This is a genomic window from Streptomyces verrucosisporus (assembly GCF_017114865.1).
Taxonomy (GTDB): domain Bacteria; phylum Actinomycetota; class Actinomycetes; order Streptomycetales; family Streptomycetaceae; genus Streptomyces; species Streptomyces fenghuangensis.
The window spans coordinates 15,772-34,300 of record NZ_JADEYH010000019.1 but is presented as its reverse complement, the minus strand read 5'-3'; the positions used below and the strand labels follow the sequence as shown (position 1 = coordinate 34,300).

The window sequence follows — 18,529 nt, the reverse complement described above, 5'->3', positions numbered from 1 at the left end:
GTCCGTGCGAGAAGACGACTGGAGGCGTGAGGAGCGACGAGCTTGGCCCTGGAGACCACGAGGAACAGCACGGTGACCGAGACCGGCCGTCCGGAGGACCGCAGGTCCGCACCGGAGGAGACCCACAGCGCCTTCGCCCCGCCCTCCGGCGTACCACTGGCGTCCCCGTACTCCGAGGACGAGCATTCCACCTCCGAGTTCGCCGTCCCCGAGGGGCTGAGGGCCCCCGCGCCCCCGCCGGAGGACGAGCACCCGACCTCCGAGTTCGCCGTGCCCGAGGGCGTGCGCAGGGCGTCGGCCTTCGAGCCCGGATCCGCCTTCACCCCGCCCGAGGGCATCCCGGTGATCAACAACCTGGTGCGGCCGGGCGCGCCCTGGCAGGACCGGATGCGCACCATGGTCCGGATGCCGCTGGGGGAGCGGCCGGTACCCGAACGGCCCCGGCGCACCGACGAGGACGACGCGGACACCGGGCCGTCGGCGCCCCGTGTGCTCGACCTGACCCTGCGCATCGGCGAGCTGCTGCTCGCGGGCGGCGAGGGCGCCGAGGACGTCGAGGCGGCGATGTTCGGGGTGGCCCACGCCTACGGACTGGACCGCTGCGAACCGACGGTCACCTTCACCCTGCTGACGATCACCTACCAGCCGTCGCTGGTGGACGACCCGGTCTCGCTGAGCCGCACGGTCCGCCGCCGCGGCACCGACTACAACCGGCTGTCGGCGGTCTACCGCCTGGTGGCCGACATCACCGACGGCGACGTGACGCTGGAGGAGGCGTACGGCCGCCTCGCCGAGATCCGCCGCAACCGCCACCCGTACTCCAAGGGCGCGCTCACCGTCGCCAGCGGTCTGCTGGCGGGCGCCGCGTCCACCCTGGTGGGCGGTGGCTGGCTGGTCTTCTTCCTGGCCGCGCTCGGCGCGATGCTCGGCGACCGGCTCGCCTGGTTCTTCTCCCAGCGGGGGCTGCCGGAGTTCTACCAGTTCGTGGCGGCGGCCATGCCGCCCGCGGTGCTGGGGGTGCTGGTCCAGCTGTTCGCCGCGGATCTCGGCCTGGTCATCAGGGCGTCCGCGGTCGTCACCGGCGGCCTGTTCCCGCTGATCCCCGGTAGAGCGCTGGTGGCCGCCGTGCACGACGGGCTGACCGGCTTCTACATAACGGCCTCGGCCCGTCTGCTGGAGGTCGTCTACCTGGTCGTCGGCATCGTCTGCGGTGTGCTGCTGGTGCTCTACATCGGCGCCGAGATGGGCGCCGAGTTCGACCCGGAGGGTCTGGACATCCGCAGCCGGCCGCTGATCCAGCTCCTGGCGGCGATGCTGCTGGCGCTGGCCTTCTGCGTCCTCCTCCAGCAGGAGCGCTCCACCGTGCTGCTCGCCACGCTCAACGGCGGCGTCGCCTGGCTGGTGTACGGCGCGATGACCGACGTCGGCGAGATCGACCCCGTCGCGGCGACCGCGGCGGCGGCGGGCCTGGTGGGCCTTTTCGGGCAGCTGATGTCGCGCTACCGGTTCGTCTCGGCGCTGCCGTACATCACGGCGGCCATCGGTCCGCTGCTGCCCGGTAGCGCCATCTACTTCGGGCTGATCGGCATCGCCCAGGGGGACCTGGACCACGGTCTGCCGAACCTGTCGAAGGCGGCCGCCCTGGCGCTGGCGATCGCGATCGGCGTCAACCTGGGGAACGAGCTGGCCCGCCTGTTCATCAAGGTGCCGGGCCAGGAGACCCCGCTGCCGGGGCGGCGCGCGGCCAAGCGCACCCGCGGCTTCTGATCCCGGCCCCCGCGGACGGGCACGCCCACACGACGGGGCACGTCCCGGAAACGGGCCGTGCCCCGGGGCGTACGCGGCGCGGTGGCCGCATACGCCCCGGGGCACGGGGAGCCGGGACGGGTCCGCCGGGGCGGACCCGGCGGTCTCAGTGGTGGCCGCCGCCCGACGCCTCCAGGCGCTTGATCGATGCCTCGACCTCGGCCTCGGCGTCGGCACGGCCGACCCAGTCCGCGCCCTCGACCGACTTGCCGGGCTCCAGGTCCTTGTAGACCTCGAAGAAGTGCTGGATCTCCAGCCGGTCGAACTCGCTCACGTGGTGGATGTCGCGCAGGTGCTCCATGCGCGGGTCGGACGCGGGCACGCACAGCAGCTTGTCGTCGCCGCCGGCCTCGTCCGTCATGCGGAACATGCCGATCGCCCGGCACTTGATGATGCAGCCGGGGAAGGTCGGCTCCTCCAGCAGCACCAGCGCGTCCAGCGGGTCTCCGTCCTCACCCAGGGTGTTGTCGACGAAGCCGTAGTCGGCCGGGTACACGGTGGAGGTGAACAGGTGCCGGTCGAGCCGGATGCGACCGGTCTCGTGGTCCACCTCGTACTTGTTCCGCGAACCCTTCGGGATCTCGATGACGACGTCGAACTCCAAGGGAGACTCCTCCGTATGCTTCAGCACTCGTCAGTGGCCCGGGGGCTTCCCCCGGAGAGCGGCGATGTGGTGGTTAAGTGTCCCTCACGCAGATGTGTGGTCGCGAAAGGGGCTGGTCCGAGGTGCGGGACACATGGCGGGTGGTGGCCGGTTCCGCCGCCGCCGGACTCGCGGTCGCGGTGACGGCTGTGGCCGTCGCCGGACCCTGGGACTCCGGCCAGCGTACGGCCGAGCGGGCCCGCGCCGCCTCCTGGGACCGCGGCAGTGGCACGGACCACACCGGGGCGGGCCCCGCCCCGGCGCCCAGCGCCGCCGAGGTGCTCACCGCCCTGGGCGCGGCCCCCGCCGGGGAGGGCCGGGAGGGCAGGGGCGGCCGGGGCGAGGAGGCCGCCGGCGAGGCCGCGCCGGAGCCGGGCGAGGCGCCCGCCCCCGACCCCGCCGCGCTCGCCGACACGCTCCGGCCGCTGCTGGAGGACGGCGTCCTGGGCACGCTCCGCACCGCCTCGGTGGTGGACGTGGCCACCGGGCGGGAGCTGTACGGCGCCAGGGCCGGCCGTGCCGTCGCGCCCGCCTCCACCGTGAAGATCGCCACGGCGGTCGCCGCCCTGTCGGCCCTCGGCCCGGACCACCGCATCCCCACCCGGGTGGTGTGGGACGCGGACGGCGAGCGGGTCTTCCTGATCGGCGGCGGCGACCCCACGGTCACCCCCGCCGCGCTGCGGCGGCTGGCCGACGCCACCGCCCGGGAGCTGGGAGAACGCGGTGTGAGGCGGGTCGAGCCGGCCTACGACGTCTCGCTCTACTCCGGGCCCGTCCGCCACCCGATCGGGCCGAACGAGAACATCGCGCCGGTCGTCGCGCTGATGGTGAACGAAGGCCGCCTCGACGACAGCACCCGCGGGCCCGCCCCCCGCTCCGGCGACCCGGCCCGGGACGCCGCCGGTATCTTCACCGACCGCCTGCGCGAGCGCGGTATCGGAATCGAGGGCTCCGAGCACCCCGGCCGCGCCCGCGAGGCGCCGCGGGGCGCCGAGGAGCTGGCCGTCCACCGCTCCGCGCCGCTGGCGGAACTGGTGGAGCGGATGATGCTCCACAGCGACAACGACATCGCCGAGGCCCTCTTTCGGCAGACCGCCGTCGCGCGCGGCGAGCCCGCCGGCTTCGCCGGCGCCGGACGGGCGGTGCGCGCGCAGCTCGCCGAGTACGGCAGGGCGCTGCCGCTTGAGGGCGCCCGCTTCGCCGACGGCAGCGGGCTGGACCGGTCCGGCAGGGTCTCGGCCGGCCTGCTGACCCGGCTGCTGGTCCTCGCCGCCGATCCCGCCCGCCCCGAACTGCGGTCCGCGCTGACGGGGCTGCCCGTGGCCCGTTTCAGCGGCACGCTCGGCGGTCGCTACGACGACGAGGCGACCCGCACCGGAGCGGGCCTGGTCCGTGCCAAGACCGGCACACTGACCGGGATCAACACCCTGGCGGGCACGGTCGTGGACGCCGACGGCAGGCTCCTGGCCTTCGCGTTCGCGGCGTCGGGCACCACCGACCGCTACGGCGCCCACGAGGCCCTGGACCGACTCGCCGCCGCCCTGGCCGACTGCGGCTGCCGCTGACCGGGCCGGCCGGCCGCTCCTCCGCCCGGAGTCCGCTCCGGGGCCGCTCCGGGGCCGTTCCGGGGCCCTTCCGGGGCCCTTCGGATCCCGCCCGGTCCCGTCATGACCCCCGCCCGGTGCCCGCCGCCCGGGCAGGAGTGACGGGCAGCCCGCGCGGGCACCCCTGCCCGGGCACCGGTCCGCTCCCGTTCGGGGGCACCGGCACGTACGGTGAAGTCATGACGAGCCTCGGTGGTGTGGAGATGGTCGACTGGAATCTCGCGGTGGCGACCGCGACCCGGCTCGTGAAGCCCGGGCCCGAAGTGAGCCGCGAGGAGGCGCGGGAGGCCGTCGCCGAGCTGCGGCGGCACGCCGCGGCGGCCGAGGAGCACGTGCGCGGCTTCACGCGGATGACGCCCGACGGCGCAGCGGACACCCCCGTGCTCGTCGTGGACCGGCCCGGCTGGATCCGGGCGAACGTGGCGGGCTTCCGCGAGCTGCTGTCGCCGCTGCTGGACAAGATGCGGGCGCGCCGCGGCGCCGGCCCCGGCAACGCGGTGCTCGGCGCGGTCGGCGGCAAGGTGACCGGCGTCGAGGTCGGGATGCTGCTGTCGTTCATGGCCTCGCGCGTCCTGGGCCAGTACGAGACCTTCGCCCCGCCCACCCGCGACCTGCCGGGGGCCCCGGGGGAGGGCGGCGGGCGGCTGCTGCTGGTCGCGCCGAACATCGTGCACATCGAGCGTGAGCTGGACGTCGACCCGCACGACTTCCGGCTGTGGGTGTGCCTGCACGAGGAGACGCACCGCACCCAGTTCTCCGCCGTGCCGTGGCTGCGCGACCACATCGAGGGGGAGATCCACGCCTTCCTGGGGGAGACCGACATGGAGCCCTCCGCGCTGCTGGAGCGGTTGCGCGAGGCCTTCCAGTCGCTGGCCGGGAGCGGCCGCCCGGAGCCGGGCGAGGGCGGGGAGCCGGACGGGGGGCACAGCCTCGTCGAGCTGGTGCAGACCCCGGCGCAGCGCGAGGTCCTGGGCCGCATCACCGCGGTGATGTCGCTGCTGGAGGGGCACGCGGACTACGTGATGGACGGCGTCGGCCCGCAGGTGGTGCCGACGGTCGCCGAGATCCGGGAGAAGTTCCAGAAGCGCCGCGCGGCCGGCGCGGGCCGTCTCGACCAGGCGCTGCGCAGGCTGCTGGGGCTCGACGCCAAGCTGCGCCAGTACCGCGACGGCGAGCGGTTCGTGCGGACGGTGGTCGAGGAGGTCGGGATGGACGGCTTCAACCGGGTGTGGACCTCGCCCAACACGCTGCCCACCAGGGCGGAGATCGCCGAGCCGGCGGAGTGGATCGCGAGGGTGCACCGGAAAGCGGACTGATGACCGCCGAACGCCGGGACAATCACTCTTACGAGGGACCGTGGGCGGCGGGTGCGCGTGCGATGCTCAGGGACACGGCACTTCTCTGTCACCATCGACGCACTCAGCGTAGTCATCGACTGCGCGACCACGACTCCCCGAGGAAGTGAACGGACATGGGTCCCCACCCCGCGGTCGCCGCGATACGCCTGGCGGTTCGCCGCACACTCCGTGACGTACTCCAGGACGCCCCCGGCGCCCCGGCCGGCTCCTTTGCCCCGCACCGGCGCCCTCCGCTCGTGCTCGTCGCCTGCTCCGGTGGCGCCGACTCGATGGCGCTCGCCTCCGCCCTCGCCTTCGAAGCCCCCCGCCTCGGCCTGCGGGCCGGGGGCCTCACCGTCGACCACGGCCTGCAGCCCGGCTCCGGCGACCGGGCCCGGGAGGTCGTCTGCCGCCTCACCGAGCTCTCCCTCGAACCGGCCGAGGCCCTCACCGTGGCCGTCGGCCGTGACGGCGGCCCCGAGGCCGCCGCCCGCACCGCCCGCTACACCGCCCTCGACGAGGCCGCCGACCGCCTCGGCGCCGCCGCGGTCCTCCTCGGGCACACCCGCGACGACCAGGCCGAGACGGTACTCCTCGGCCTGGCCAGGGGCTCCGGCACCCGCTCGCTGTCCGGTATGGCCGCCGTGTCCGGCTCGCCGGCCGGGCGCCGGGATCTTGGGCACCGCTATCTGCGGCCGTTCCTCACCGTGGACCGGCAGACCACCCGCAAGGCGTGCATGGTGCAGTCGCTGCCGGTCTGGGACGACCCGCACAACACCGATCCCGCGTTCACCCGCTCCCGGGTGCGCCACGACGCGCTGCCGGCCCTGGAGAAGGCGCTCGGCAAGGGCGTGGTCGAGGCACTGGCCCGCACCGCGCAGCTCTCGCGGGACGACGCCGACGCCCTCGACGCCTGGGCCCGCGAGGCCGAACGGGAGGTCCGCGCGGAGCTTCCGCCGTCCCGGCGGGCGCCCCGGCCGGCGTCCCGGACCGGAGGGGGCGGCCGGGACGGCGATGCCGCGAATGTCGCGGATCTCACAGAGGAGTCCGGGTCCGCCCTCGATGTCGCCCGGCTCGGCGCCCTGCCGCCCGCCGTCCGCCGGCGCGTGCTGCGCCGCGCGGCGGTCGCGGCCGGTTCCCCGGCGGGTTCGCTGTTCGCCCGCCACATCGAGGAGGTGGACCGGCTGGTCACCGAGTGGCACGGCCAGCGGGCCATCACCCTGCCCGGCCGGGTGGCCGCCCGTAGGCAGGGTGGCACACTGGTCATCCGGCAAGTGTGATCCCCGACCGAGAGCAGCAGGGTGGACGACAAGGACATGGGCGCCGACCTCAAGTCGGTGCTCATCACCAAGGAAGAGATCGACGCGAAGCTGGCCGAGCTGGCGGAGGCGATCGACGCGGAGTACGAGGGCGAGGACCTGCTCCTGGTCGGGGTCCTCAAGGGCGCGGTGATGGTCATGGCGGACCTCGCCCGGGCCCTGTCCTCGCCGGTCACCATGGACTGGATGGCGGTGTCGTCCTACGGCGCGGGCACCCAGTCCTCCGGCGTGGTCCGCATCCTCAAGGACCTGGACACCGACATCAAGGGGCGCCACGTCCTGATCGTCGAGGACATCATCGACTCCGGCCTGACGCTTTCCTGGCTGCTGTCGAACCTCGGCTCGCGCGAGCCCGCCTCGCTGAACGTCTGCACCCTGCTGCGCAAGCCGGACGCGGCGAAGGTGGCGATCGACGTGAAGTGGGTCGGCTTCGACATCCCCAACGAGTTCGTCGTCGGCTACGGGCTGGACTACGCGGAGAAGTACCGCAACCTGCCGTTCGTGGGGACACTGGCGCCGCACGTCTACGGAGGCTGACGGGCCGGGGCGGGCCCGGGGCGCCGCCCGGGAACGTTCGGGGGGTCTCCCGGCGTTGGAACGGGCGGACGGGGATGTTGTCCACCGTCCGCCGGCGGCGCCCGCCTCGGCAGTGCTTCGGGCTGTGATCCTGGGGTACCGTCCGAAGGTCGGTCTGTTGGGGCAATCTGTTCGTAGGCCGAGCAAGCCGGAGTAATACACCGTACGCACAGGCGATCTCACCCGGGGTCGCGGTGCCTCACTGTGGCAGGAGGGACGGGGCGCACGCCGCCCCGTGTGGATGGACGTGAAGCGCTACTTCCGTGGTCCCGTCATGTGGATCGTGCTGGCCGCCCTCGCCGTGGTCGTGTTGATGAACGTCGTCGGCTCGTCCGGCGGCTACAAGACGGTGGACACCGGCCAGGTCGTGCAGGCGATCAACGAGAACAAGGTCAGGTCCGCCGAGCTGACGACCGGCGACGAGCAGACCGTCAAGGTCGAGCTCGCCGAGGGCACGAAGATCGAGGGCAGTGACAAGATCAAGGCCAGCTACATCGACGACCAGGGCGTCGATCTGGCCAAGCAGTTGCAGTCCAAGTACCAGGACGGGCAGATCAAGGACGGTTACACCGTCTCGCCGCAGAAGCAGAACCCGTTCCTCGGGATGCTGCTCTCCCTGCTGCCGTTCGTACTGATCGTGATCGTCTTCCTGTTCCTGATGAACCAGATGCAGGGCGGCGGCTCCCGGGTCATGAACTTCGGGAAGTCCAAGGCGAAGCTGATCACCAAGGACACCCCCAAGACGACCTTCTCGGACGTCGCCGGTTCGGACGAGGCGGTCGAGGAGCTCCACGAGATCAAGGAGTTCCTCCAGGAGCCCGCCAAGTTCCAGGCCGTCGGTGCGAAGATCCCCAAGGGCGTGCTGCTCTACGGCCCGCCCGGCACCGGCAAGACGCTGCTCGCGCGCGCCGTCGCGGGCGAGGCGGGCGTCCCGTTCTACTCGATCTCCGGCTCCGACTTCGTCGAGATGTTCGTCGGCGTCGGCGCCTCGCGGGTGCGCGACCTGTTCGAGCAGGCCAAGGCGAACGCCCCGGCGATCGTCTTCGTCGACGAGATCGACGCCGTCGGCCGCCACCGCGGCGCCGGCATGGGCGGCGGCCACGACGAGCGCGAGCAGACGCTGAACCAGCTGCTGGTCGAGATGGACGGCTTCGACGTCAAGGGCGGCGTCATCCTGATCGCCGCCACCAACCGCCCGGACATCCTCGACCCGGCGCTGCTGCGCCCGGGCCGTTTCGACCGGCAGATCGCCGTGGACCGCCCCGACATGCAGGGCCGTCTGGAGATCCTCAAGGTGCACGCCAAGGGCAAGCCGATGGAGCCCGACGTGGACCTGTCCGCGGTCGCCCGCCGCACCCCCGGCTTCACCGGCGCGGACCTGTCCAACGTGCTCAACGAGGCCGCGCTGCTCACCGCGCGCAGTGACAAGAAGCTGATCGACAACCACTTCCTGGACGAGGCGATCGACCGCGTCGTGGCCGGACCGCAGAAGCGGACCCGGATCATGAGCGACAAGGAGAAGAAGATCACCGCGTACCACGAGGGCGGCCACGCCCTGGTCGCGGCGGCCTCACCGAACTCCGACCCCGTCCACAAGATCACCATCCTCTCCCGCGGCCGGGCACTGGGCTACACGATGGTCCTGCCCGACGAGGACAAGTACTCCACCACGCGCAACGAGATGCTCGACCAGCTCGCGTACATGCTGGGCGGGCGCGCGGCCGAGGAACTGGTCTTCCACGACCCGACCACCGGCGCCGCCAACGACATCGAGAAGGCGACCGCCACGGCCCGCGCCATGGTCACGCAGTACGGCATGACCGAGCGGCTGGGCGCGATCAAGTTCGGCTCCGACAACTCCGAGCCCTTCCTGGGCAAGGAGATGGGCCACCAGCGCGACTACTCCGAGGAGGTCGCCGGGCTGGTGGACGAGGAGGTCAAGAAGCTGATCGAGACCGCCCACAACGAGGCGTGGGAGATCCTCGTCGAGAACCGGGACGTCCTGGACAACCTGGTGCTGGCCCTCCTGGAGAAGGAGACCCTCGGCAAGGAGGAGATCGCCGAGATCTTCCGGCCGATCGTCAAGCGCCCGCCGCGCCCGGCCTGGACGGGTTCCGCGCGCCGGATGCCCTCCACCCGCCCGCCGGTCTCCACCCCCAAGGAGCTGGCCCTGACCAATGGCACGCAGCCCGGTCAGGAGAAGGGCAAGGAGATCGGCCCGACGGACACCGCGCTCTCCAAGGAGACCCGCCTGCCGTCCGACGAGCCCCGGCCGGAGAGCTGACCGAGGCTCCCGGCGCCGGCCCCCGGGCCGGTGGTGACGGACTCCGAGGAATGCCCGCCGCGCCCCTCCGGTTGACTACCGGAGGGGCGCGGCTTTTCGCCATCCGCAATCGAGAAAGAGGACCACATGATCGACCCGGTGACGCTGGAGGGCGAGGGTCCCGTCGGAGAGTTCGACGAGAAGCGTGCCGAGAACGCCATACGGGAGCTGCTCATCGCGGTCGGCGAGGACCCCGACCGCGAGGGCCTGCGCGAGACCCCGGCCCGGGTGGCCCGGGCGTACCGGGAGATATTCGCGGGCCTGCGGCAGCGGCCGGAGGACGTGCTGACCACCACCTTCGACCTCGGCCACGACGAGATGGTGCTGGTCAAGGACATCGAACTGCTGTCCTCCTGCGAGCACCACCTGCTGCCCTTCCACGGGGTGGCGCACGTCGGCTACATCCCGGCCGACTCCGGCAAGATCACCGGCCTGTCGAAGCTCGCCAGGCTGGTGGAGGTCTTCGCCCGCCGCCCCCAGGTCCAGGAGCGTCTGACGACGCAGATCGCCGACTCCCTGATGGAGATCCTGGAGGCGCGCGGTGTGATCGTCGTCATCGAGTGCGAGCACATGTGCATGACGGTCCGCGGCGTCCGCAAGCCCGGGGCCAAGACCATCACCTCCGCGGTCCGCGGCCAGCTCCGCGACTCCGCCACCCGGGCCGAGGCGATGAGCCTGATCATGGCCCGCTGACCGACTGCCGACCGGCCGCCCGCTGACCGCCGACCGGCCGCGCGCCGCCCGACGGGGCGGTGGCGGGGAGCCGTCCTCGGAGCGCCTACGCTGGAGCGCATGAGTACCTTGCGCGTCCCCCGCGGGGAAGTGGCCGGACTGCCGGCATGGGACCGGTGCGCGGTCATGGGCGTGGTGAACGTCACGCCGGACTCCTTCTCCGACGGAGGCCGCTGGTTCGACACCGGTGCCGCGGTCAAGCACGGTCTGGCCCTGGTCGCCGAGGGCGCCGACCTGGTCGACGTGGGCGGCGAGTCCACCCGGCCCGGCGCGACCCGTGTGGACGAGGCCGAGGAGCTGCGCCGGGTCGTCCCGGTGGTCCGCGAACTGACCCGGGAGGGCGTGGTCATCAGCGTGGACACCATGCGGGCGTCCGTCGCCGAGCAGGCGGTGGAAGCCGGCGCCCGGCTGGTCAACGACGTCAGCGGCGGGCGCGCGGATCCGCGCATGGTCCCGGTGGTCGCCGCCGCCGGGGTGCCGTACGTGGTGATGCACTGGCGCGGCCAGAGCATCGACATGAACGACAGGGCCGTGTACACCGACACCGTCACCGAGGTGATCGGCGAGCTGCACGACGCTCTGGAGCAGGCGGTGGCCGGCGGGATCGCCCCGGAGCGGATCGTCGTCGACCCCGGGCTGGGCTTCGCCAAGCAGGCCGCCCACGATCTGGCCCTGGTGGACGCCACCGCCCGGCTGCGCCGCGAGTTGGGACGGCCGGTGCTGGTCGCCGCCTCCCGCAAGCGGTTCCTGGGCCGGGTGCTGGCGGGCGACGGCGGCGAGGTGCCGCCCGCCCGGGAGCGGGACGCGGCCACCGCCGCGGTCTCGGCGCTCGTGGCGCGCGAGGGCGCCTGGGCGGTACGGGTGCACGAGGTGCGGGCGAGCGCGGACGCGGTCCGGGTGGCCCGGGCCCTGGAGGGAGCCAGGTGAGCGGAGAGGCCCGTACGGACGTCGAGGCCGTGGAGGCGGCCAACGCCGCGCTGTACGACGCGGTGGAGCGCGGCGACCTGGACGCCCTGGCCGAGACCTGGCTGCACGACGACGTCAGCGTCGTGCACCCGGGCTGGCCGGTGCTCACCGGACGCGACGAGGTGCTGCGCTCGTACGCGCTGATCATGGCCAACACCGAGTACATCCAGTTCTTCCTGACCGACGTCGAGGTCTCCGTGGCCGGCGACACCGCCCTGGTCACCTGCACCGAGAACATCCTCAGCGGCGGCCCCGCCGAGGAGGACGGCTCGGCCGGGCCACTGGTCGGCGGGCTGGTGGTCGCCACCAACGTCTTCCGCAGGGCGGAGGGCGGCCGGTGGCGGGTGTGGGCGCACCACGGTTCCCCGGTGCTCGTCGAGGACGAGGACGACGACGAGGACGGCGGGGGCGAGGGGATCGACGGTGTCGACGGCGAGGGCGGGACCGTGCTCTGAACACCGATCTGAGAGAGTGGCTCCCGTGTCCGGTGGGACCGGCGCCGGCCGAGATCCGGCGCCGGTCCCACCGGACACCTGGGTGCGGGGCGTGGAGGCCGCCGGCCCACCGCCGCATCCGTACGACCGACGGGAGTGAGAGCGCGTGGACCGTGTCGCGCTGCGCGGACTGAGGATCCGCGGGCATCACGGGGTGTTCGAGCGGGAACGGGAGCAGGGACAGACTTTCGTGGTGGACCTGGCGATGGGCCTGGACACCCGCCCCGCGGCCGCGGACGACGACCTCACGAAGACGGTGCACTACGGCATCGTCGCCGAGGAGGTCGCCGCGATCGTCGGCGGCGAGCCTGTCGACCTGATCGAGACCCTCGCCCAGCGGATCGCCGACCAGTGCCTGACGCACGACGTGGTGCGCGAGGTGGAGGTCACCGTCCACAAGCCCGAGGCCCCCGTCACCGTCCCGTTCGACGACGTGACCATCACCATCAAGCGGAGCCGCGTATGACGCCGAACAGCGACCCGACCGTACAGCCGGTGCCCGCCTCGGTGGTGCACCAGGTGGACGCCGCCGATGTGACCCTGCACAACCCCAAGCGCGCCGTCGTGGCGCTCGGGAGCAACCTGGGCAACCGCATGGAGACGCTCCAGGGAGCGATCGACGCGCTGGAGGAGACCCCGGGAGTGCGGGTCAGGGCGGTCTCCCCGGTGTACGAGACCGAGCCGTGGGGCGTGGAGCCGGGCAGCCAGCCCTCCTACCTCAACGCCGTCGTCCTGCTCAAAACCACCCTGCCGCCCGGTTCGCTGCTGGAGCGGGCCCACGCCATCGAGGAGGCCTACGCACGGGTCCGCGACGAGCACTGGGGCCCGCGGACGATCGACGTGGACATCGTGGCGTACCAGGACGTCGTCTCCGACGACCCGGAGCTGACGCTGCCGCACCCCCGGTGCCACGAGCGCGCCTTCGTCCTGGCGCCGTGGCACGATGTGGACCCCGGGGCCGAGGTCCCCGGGCACGGTCCGGTGGCCGACCTGCTGGGCGCCGTGGGCCGGGAGGGCGTGGCACGCCGGGAGGACCTGGAACTGAGCCTGCCGGACTGACCGGCATGGGCCGCCGGGGGCCTGCCGGAGCCGCCGGCTCCGGCAGGCCCCCGGCGGGTCCGGGAGTGTGGACGGTGCCGTACGGGCAAGGTTCCTCAACGGCGGCCGCAACGGCTTCGACGCGGCTTCGACGCGGTTTCGACGGTGCTGTTTGGGCGGCGCCCCCTCGGGGAGCGCCGAGTGACGTGGGGAGTCCCGTGAGGGAACTACGGATCAGAACGCTGGCCGGTATCTTCGCGCTCGCGCTGGTGCTGTCCTGGGCAGGGGCCCGGATGTGGGACGCGCTGGGCACCCTGCCCGCCGTGCCCGTCGCGGCCCCGATCGTGCTCGCGGTGATCGCCACGGTCCTGACAGCCACCGCGCTGTCGATCCGCGCCCGGCTGCGCGCCCAGCGCGAGCGGCGGCCCGGCGCGAAGGGCGTGGAGCCGATGATGGCCGCCCGCGCCGTCGTCCTCGGGCAGGCCAGCGCGCTGGTGGCCGCCCTGGCCGCGGGCGCGTACGGCGGCGCGGGCGTCTATCTGCTCTTCGGCGCGATGGACGTGCCCGCACGCCGGGACCAGGCGGTCTACGCGGGCCTGTCGGTGCTGGCGGGCGCGGCGGTGGTGGCGGCGGCCGTCTTCCTGCAGCGGGTGTGCAGGCTTCCGGAGGACGACGAGGAGCCCCCGCCCCCGGCGGCCGAGACGGTCTGAGCCGTACCGCCCGCGCGGGCCAGGAGCGGTGGGGGGAAGCGGTGACGGACGAGGACGGGTACGCGCGGCTGTCGGCGGTGGCGCTGGCCCGGGCCGTGGCACGGCGTGAGGTGTCCGCCGCCGAGATGGTGGAGGCGGCACTGGCCCGGATCGCCCGGCTGGAGCCGTCGCTGTGCGCCTTCCGCGAGGTGTGGGCGGACCGGGCGCGGGCGCGGGCGGCGGAGGTGGACCGCCGGGTCGCGGCGGGTGAGCGGCTGCCGCTGGCCGGGGTGCCCATCGGGGTGAAGACCGGCGCTAAGGGCGCGGCCGGGGTACGGGCCGGGCCCGCCCGGCGGCTGCTGGCCGCCGGCTGCGTGGCGGTCGGCGCGACCTCCGTGCCCGGGCCCGGTACGCCGTGGCGGACCTGGGGCCTGGGCGCGGGCGGCCGTACCGCCAACCCCTGGCGGCCGGACCGGTCGCCCGGCGGCTCGTCCGCCGGTTCGGCGGCGGCGGTCGCGGCCGGGATGGTGCCGATGGCCACCGGCACCGACGGCGCCGGGTCGGTGCGCATCCCGGCCGCGTGGTGCGGGGTGCTCGGGCTGAAGACGACCAACGGGCTGCTGCCCGTGGCGGACCGCTCGGGTCTGGCCGCGCCCGGTGTCCTCGTCCGGTGCGCCGCGGACCTCGCGGCATGGCTGGAGTGCGTGTCCGGCGTACCCGCCCAGAACACCGGAGAGGGAGTCGGCGAGCCGGTGGCGGCGGTGTGGTCGCCGGACCTGGGGTTTGCGGAGAGCGACCCGGATGTCGTCCGGGTGGCGAGGGCGGCGGCGGAACGGCTGGCCGCGGCGGGCTCCGTACGCCTGGAACCCCCGGAGGGGCCGGAAGGGGACGCCGTGCTGCTGGATCCCGGCCCGGCGTGGCTCGCCCTGCGAGCCCCGGACGGGGACCGGGCGGCGGCGGAGCGGACCCGGGCGGAGAACGACGCGCGTCTGGACGCGCTCCTCGCCGGCGACCGGCTGCTGCTGACCCCGGCCACCCCCAACCGGCCTCACGGCCACGACGGACCGGGCGACCGGTACAGCACGGCACTGACCTGGGCCTTCAATCTCAGCGGCCACCCGGCGGTCAGCGTTCCGGCGGGTTTCACCGGTGACGGCTGCCCGGCCGGGCTCCAGATCACGGCCGCCAGGGGAGGGGAGGCGCGGCTCGCCTCGGTGGTGCGGGCGGCCGAGGGCGCGGGCCTGGTGGTGCGGGCGCCCGGCGGAGAGGGATGACCCGTCCGCCGGGCGGCTCCGTCACCGGGGGGCGCGCCCCCGCAGCGCCCGGAGCGTCGCGCCTGCGGCGAGGCCGTACACCAGGTGCGGCACGATGTCCGACAGCCATGCGGAGCGGCTCCAGGAACGGGGATCGGTGACACCGAGCGCGGTGGCGGCCACATCACTGCCGGCCATGGCGGCGGCTCCGAGCAGCGGCGCGGTCACCGATACGGGCGGCGTCCGCCTGCGGCCGCTCACCAGCGTGTAGGCCGCGGTGACGCCGAGGCCGGTGACGAAGCCCAGCAGTGCCCCGGCCGCTTCCCTGCGGTTCGACGCCTCCTCGCCCCCGCCCAGCCCGACACCGGTGCGCTCGGCGAGCCGGTCGACGACCTCGGAGGGCACGGAGCTGGCGGGCCGTGCCCGCAGCAGCATGTCTCCGTAGGTCGTGATGTTGAGAGCGGCCGTGCCGACGGACCCGGCCACCAGTCCCTGGGTCAGTGGACGCATCGCTGTCTCCTTCCGGTCGGGGCGCCCCGGGTACCCTCCCGGCCCGCCGGCATGTCAGTCCGGCATGTCAGTCCGGCATGTCAGCGGGGCACGGCCAGCAGCAGGGCGAAACGCTCCTGGGCGTCGGTCCACCAGCGGGTCACCGTGAAGCCGTGCCGACGCAGTTCCCCGGTCAGTCCGGCGCGGCGGAACTTCACCGAGATCTCCGTGCGTACCTCCTCCCCGCGTGCGAAGGAGATCTTCACACCGAGTGCGGGCAGGGTCACGGTGTGCTCGGTACGGGACCGCAGCCGCATCTCCACGCGCTCCTCCTGCCGGTTCCACAGGGCCAGATGGTCGAAGGAACCGGGGTCGAAGTCGGCGCCCAGCTCGCGGTTGAGCACCCGCAGCACGTTCCTGTTGAACTCCGCGGTGATCCCCCGCGCGTCGTCGTAGGCACGCACCAGGACGTCCTCGTCCTTGACCAGGTCCGCGCCGAGCAGCAGGGCGTCCCCCGGGCCGAGGGAGGAACGCAGCCGGTCGTGGAAGGCGGCGCGCTCCGCCGTGCCGAGGTTGCCCAGGGTGCCGCCCAGGAAGGCGACCAGCCGCGGGCCGGGACCGGTCGGCAGGTGTGGACGGTCGCCGAAGTCGTCGACGGTGGCCGCGATGCGCAGCCCGGGATACTCGTGGCACAGCGCCTCGCCCGCCGCTGACAGGGCGGACTCGCTGACGTCGACGGGTGCGTATCCCTCCAGGGTCCCGCGGCGCAGGAGCGCGTCGATGAGCAGGCGGGTCTTGTCCGAGGACCCCGAGCCGAGTTCCACCAGGGTGCGGGCGCCGGTGAGCTCCGCGATCTCGGCCGCGCGCAGTCGCAGGACCTCTCGTTCGGCGCGGGTCGGGTAGTACTCGGGCAGCCGGGTGATCTCGTCGAACAGCTTGCTGCCGCGGGCGTCGTAGAACCACTTGGGCGGCAGGGTCCTGGGCGGCGCGGTCAGCCCGGCGAGGACGTCGGCGCGCAGCGAGTCGGCGAGGTGACGCTCGGGGAGCCGGCGGTCGAGGGTGAACCGGGACGTCATGCGGTGGGCATCCTCTCGGACGGGGGAGGGGCGGGGCGGGGAGCGGGCGTGGCGGGCAGCGGGGTGATCTCGACGCTCTCCGCCGTGGCCCGAAGCAGGGAGTACTCGGGGACCTCCCGCCAGCCGCCCCCGCCGGAAGGTTCCCCGCCCGACGGACCGGAGGGCTCGGATGCGACGAGCACGGCACCGGGCGCCGTGCGGTACCACAGGGTGTCGCCGCAACGGGTCGCGGTGATGCTCCGGCCGTCGGTGAGGAGCAGGTTCACCCGTGCCTCCGGGCACGCCCGCGCGGTCCGCGCGGCGACGTCGGCCAGCGCCGGCCCGGCGGACCGCCCGGCCCGCAGGCGGTGGCACACCAGGAGCCACAGCAGTGCGGAGTCGCAGCGGGACTCCACCGCCAGCAGGTCCGCGGCCGTCAGGTCCCCCACGAGCCCGGTCAGCGCCCGGGGCCAGTCGGGTACGGCGCCGTTGTGGCTGAACAGCCACCGCCCGTCCCGGTACGGCGCCGCGGCCGACTCGTCCTGGGTGGTGCCCGGCGTGGCCGAGCGGACCGCCGCCAGCACCGCGCCACTGCGCACGGTACGGGCCAGGTCGGTCAGGTTGCCGTCGGCCCACACCGGCACCGCACGCCGGTAGCGCGCGGGCGGCGCCCCGTCCTCCGGATACCAGCCGATGCCGAAACCGTCGGCGTTGACGGTGCCGTACCGCTGTCTGCGAGGGGCCCAGGACTGGGTGTACAGGCCCCCGGGCGGGTCGACCAGCAGCTCGCGCAGACTCAGCGGGGGGCCCAGATAGGCCAGATGGCGGCACATCTACCGGCCTCCGTCTTCCGCGGGGGCGGCATCCCGGGCGGTGCGGAAACCGCAGAAGATCTGCCGCCGGACGGGGAGGTCCCAGTTGCGGAAGGTGCCGCGGCAGGCGACCGGGTGCGCGGCGAAGGAGCCACCGCGCAGCACCTTGTACCCGGCAGGTCCGCCCGGCCCACCGGGGAAGAACACCGCGGAGTACTCCCGGTAAGGGAAGGCGGCGAAGCCGGGGTAGCCGGTGAAGTCGGAGGATGTCCACTCCCACACGTCGCCGAGCAGTTGCCGCGCCCCGCACGGCGCGGCCCCCGAGGGATACGCACCGGCCGGAGCGGGCCGCAGGTGCCACTGGCCGAGATTGGCCAGCTCAGGGGTCGGCTCGGCGTCCCCCCAGGGATGACGCAGCGAACGGCCGGTGGCCGGATCATGGCGGGCGGCCTTCTCCCACTCGGCCTCGGTGGGCAGCCGGCGGCCCGCCCAACGGGCGTACGCGTCGGCCTCGTACCAGCACACGTGCATCACGGGCCCGTCGGGCGGCACCGGTTCGGTGCGGCCGAAGCGGCGGCGCAGCCAGACGCCGTCGCGGCGTTCCCAGAACAGCGGGGCGGACAGCCCCGCCTCCCGCCGGTACGTCCAGCCCTCCAAAGTCCACCAGCGGGGGTCGCCGTATCCGCCGTCGTCGATGAACTCCTGGTACGCGCCGCAGGTGACCGGGACGGTGTCCAGATGGAAGGCGGGCACGTCCACGGTGTGACCGGGCCGTTCGTTGTCCAGCGCCCAGGGATCGGTGGAGGTGCCCATGGTGAACGTGCCGCCGGGCACCAGTACCTCGCGCGGCAGGTCCGCGCCGCCGGCGGGAGCCGCCGGCGGCGCGGGGGCGTCGAGTACCGCGGGGCCCCGGCGCAGCTGGTGGGTGGCCAGCATCGTCTCGCAGTGCTGCTGCTCGTGCTGGGCGGTCATGCCGAAGACGAAGGCGTTCTCCAGCAGGGGCGAGCCCTCCAACGGGGACTCGGCCAGTACCCCCAGCACCCGCTCGCGCACCTCGGTGATGTAGCGCCGGGCCTCCGGCGGGCGCAGCAGGGGCAGCGCCGGGCGGTCGGCGCGGGGGTTGCGGAAGGCGTCGTAGAGCGGATCGAGGTCGGCGCGTAGCGGCTCCCGGCCGCCGACCTCGCGCAGCAGCCAGATCTCCTCCTGGTTGCCCACATGGGTCAGGTCCCAGACCAGCGGGGACATCAGGGGCGAGTGCTGGGCCATCAGCTCCTCGTCGTCGAGGCAGTCGGTCAGGGCCAGTGTCCTGCGCCGCGCGGCCCCGAGTGCCTCCAGTGCCCGGGCCCGCACATCGGTTTCGGGCGGGGAAGCGGCCTGGGCGGTGGCGGCGGTC

18 protein-coding genes are annotated in these 18,529 nt (G+C 73.8%); 13 read left to right on the top strand and 5 right to left on the bottom strand.

Features of this window, described 5'->3' with window-relative positions; all coding sequences use genetic code 11:
- The first annotated feature begins 42 nt into the window (after positions 1 to 42).
- Complete coding sequence (locus tag IQ279_RS19640; RefSeq protein ID WP_206350082.1) at positions 43 to 1,767, top strand: threonine/serine exporter family protein; 1,725 nt, start codon at positions 43 to 45, stop codon at positions 1,765 to 1,767.
- Positions 1,768 to 1,912: 145 nt separating this feature from the next.
- Here the strand turns inward: IQ279_RS19640 and IQ279_RS19635 are convergent, their stop codons facing one another.
- On the bottom strand, positions 1,913 to 2,410 hold the full coding sequence (locus IQ279_RS19635; protein ID WP_093657646.1) for an inorganic diphosphatase: 498 nt from the start codon (positions 2,408 to 2,410) through the stop codon (positions 1,913 to 1,915).
- 122 nt (positions 2,411 to 2,532) lie between these two features.
- Between IQ279_RS19635 and dacB the strand changes: the two genes are divergently transcribed.
- The 12 genes from dacB to IQ279_RS19575 all read left to right on the top strand — a co-directional run bounded on the left by dacB (position 2,533) and on the right by IQ279_RS19575 (position 14,801).
- Positions 2,533 to 4,014 (top strand): D-alanyl-D-alanine carboxypeptidase/D-alanyl-D-alanine endopeptidase, encoded by a 1,482-nt coding sequence (gene dacB, locus IQ279_RS19630; RefSeq protein WP_307792438.1) that lies wholly within the window; start codon positions 2,533 to 2,535, stop codon positions 4,012 to 4,014.
- A gap of 218 nt (positions 4,015 to 4,232) precedes the next feature.
- The gene (locus tag IQ279_RS19625) at positions 4,233 to 5,369 is read left to right on the top strand and encodes an Rv3626c family coenzyme F420 biosynthesis-associated protein (protein ID WP_206350081.1); all 1,137 of its coding nucleotides are present in this window, start codon (positions 4,233 to 4,235) and stop codon (positions 5,367 to 5,369) included.
- A gap of 155 nt (positions 5,370 to 5,524) precedes the next feature.
- Complete coding sequence (gene tilS / locus IQ279_RS19620) at positions 5,525 to 6,670, top strand: tRNA lysidine(34) synthetase TilS (protein ID WP_206350080.1); 1,146 nt, start codon at positions 5,525 to 5,527, stop codon at positions 6,668 to 6,670.
- 36 nt (positions 6,671 to 6,706) lie between these two features.
- The gene (gene hpt, locus IQ279_RS19615; protein ID WP_093657861.1) at positions 6,707 to 7,246 is read left to right on the top strand and encodes a hypoxanthine phosphoribosyltransferase; all 540 of its coding nucleotides are present in this window, start codon (positions 6,707 to 6,709) and stop codon (positions 7,244 to 7,246) included.
- A gap of 280 nt (positions 7,247 to 7,526) precedes the next feature.
- Positions 7,527 to 9,569, top strand: a complete 2,043-nt coding sequence (gene ftsH / locus IQ279_RS19610; RefSeq protein WP_206350075.1) for an ATP-dependent zinc metalloprotease FtsH — start codon at positions 7,527 to 7,529, stop codon at positions 9,567 to 9,569.
- A gap of 126 nt (positions 9,570 to 9,695) precedes the next feature.
- Entirely contained in the window at positions 9,696 to 10,301 is a 606-nt protein-coding gene (gene folE / locus IQ279_RS19605) for a GTP cyclohydrolase I FolE (RefSeq protein ID WP_206350072.1), read from the top strand.
- 99 nt (positions 10,302 to 10,400) lie between these two features.
- Positions 10,401 to 11,267 carry a dihydropteroate synthase gene (gene folP, locus IQ279_RS19600; RefSeq protein WP_206350070.1) on the top strand — a complete coding sequence of 289 codons (867 nt, stop codon included), beginning with the start codon at positions 10,401 to 10,403 and terminating at the stop codon, positions 11,265 to 11,267.
- Entirely contained in the window at positions 11,264 to 11,761 is a 498-nt protein-coding gene (locus IQ279_RS19595; protein WP_206350068.1) for a nuclear transport factor 2 family protein, read from the top strand. Before folP ends, IQ279_RS19595 begins: the two co-directional genes overlap by 4 nt.
- A gap of 145 nt (positions 11,762 to 11,906) precedes the next feature.
- Positions 11,907 to 12,266, top strand: a complete 360-nt coding sequence (folB, locus tag IQ279_RS19590) for a dihydroneopterin aldolase (protein WP_206350066.1) — start codon at positions 11,907 to 11,909, stop codon at positions 12,264 to 12,266.
- The gene (gene folK, locus IQ279_RS19585; protein ID WP_206350064.1) at positions 12,263 to 12,859 is read left to right on the top strand and encodes a 2-amino-4-hydroxy-6-hydroxymethyldihydropteridine diphosphokinase; all 597 of its coding nucleotides are present in this window, start codon (positions 12,263 to 12,265) and stop codon (positions 12,857 to 12,859) included. The genes folB and folK overlap by 4 nt, the downstream gene beginning before the upstream one ends.
- Positions 12,860 to 13,056: 197 nt before the next feature.
- On the top strand, positions 13,057 to 13,548 hold the full coding sequence (locus IQ279_RS19580) for a DUF3180 domain-containing protein (RefSeq protein ID WP_206350062.1): 492 nt from the start codon (positions 13,057 to 13,059) through the stop codon (positions 13,546 to 13,548).
- 41 nt (positions 13,549 to 13,589) lie between these two features.
- Positions 13,590 to 14,801 (top strand): amidase family protein, encoded by a 1,212-nt coding sequence (locus IQ279_RS19575; protein ID WP_372445185.1) that lies wholly within the window; start codon positions 13,590 to 13,592, stop codon positions 14,799 to 14,801.
- A 21-nt stretch (positions 14,802 to 14,822) separates the two neighbouring features.
- Here the strand turns inward: IQ279_RS19575 and IQ279_RS19570 are convergent, their stop codons facing one another.
- From IQ279_RS19570 to egtB, 4 genes are all read right to left on the bottom strand, one after another.
- On the bottom strand, positions 14,823 to 15,290 hold the full coding sequence (locus IQ279_RS19570; RefSeq protein WP_206350060.1) for a hypothetical protein: 468 nt from the start codon (positions 15,288 to 15,290) through the stop codon (positions 14,823 to 14,825).
- An 80-nt stretch (positions 15,291 to 15,370) separates the two neighbouring features.
- Complete coding sequence (egtD, locus tag IQ279_RS19565) at positions 15,371 to 16,345, bottom strand: L-histidine N(alpha)-methyltransferase (protein WP_206350058.1); 975 nt, start codon at positions 16,343 to 16,345, stop codon at positions 15,371 to 15,373.
- Positions 16,342 to 17,157 carry an ergothioneine biosynthesis protein EgtC gene (egtC, locus tag IQ279_RS19560; protein ID WP_206350056.1) on the bottom strand — a complete coding sequence of 272 codons (816 nt, stop codon included), beginning with the start codon at positions 17,155 to 17,157 and terminating at the stop codon, positions 16,342 to 16,344. The genes egtD and egtC overlap by 4 nt, the downstream gene beginning before the upstream one ends.
- A complete protein-coding gene (gene egtB, locus IQ279_RS19555; RefSeq protein ID WP_307792447.1) occupies positions 17,158 to 18,486 on the bottom strand; it encodes an ergothioneine biosynthesis protein EgtB in 1,329 nt (442 codons plus the stop codon).
- Between the last annotated feature and the right edge of the window lie 43 nt (positions 18,487 to 18,529).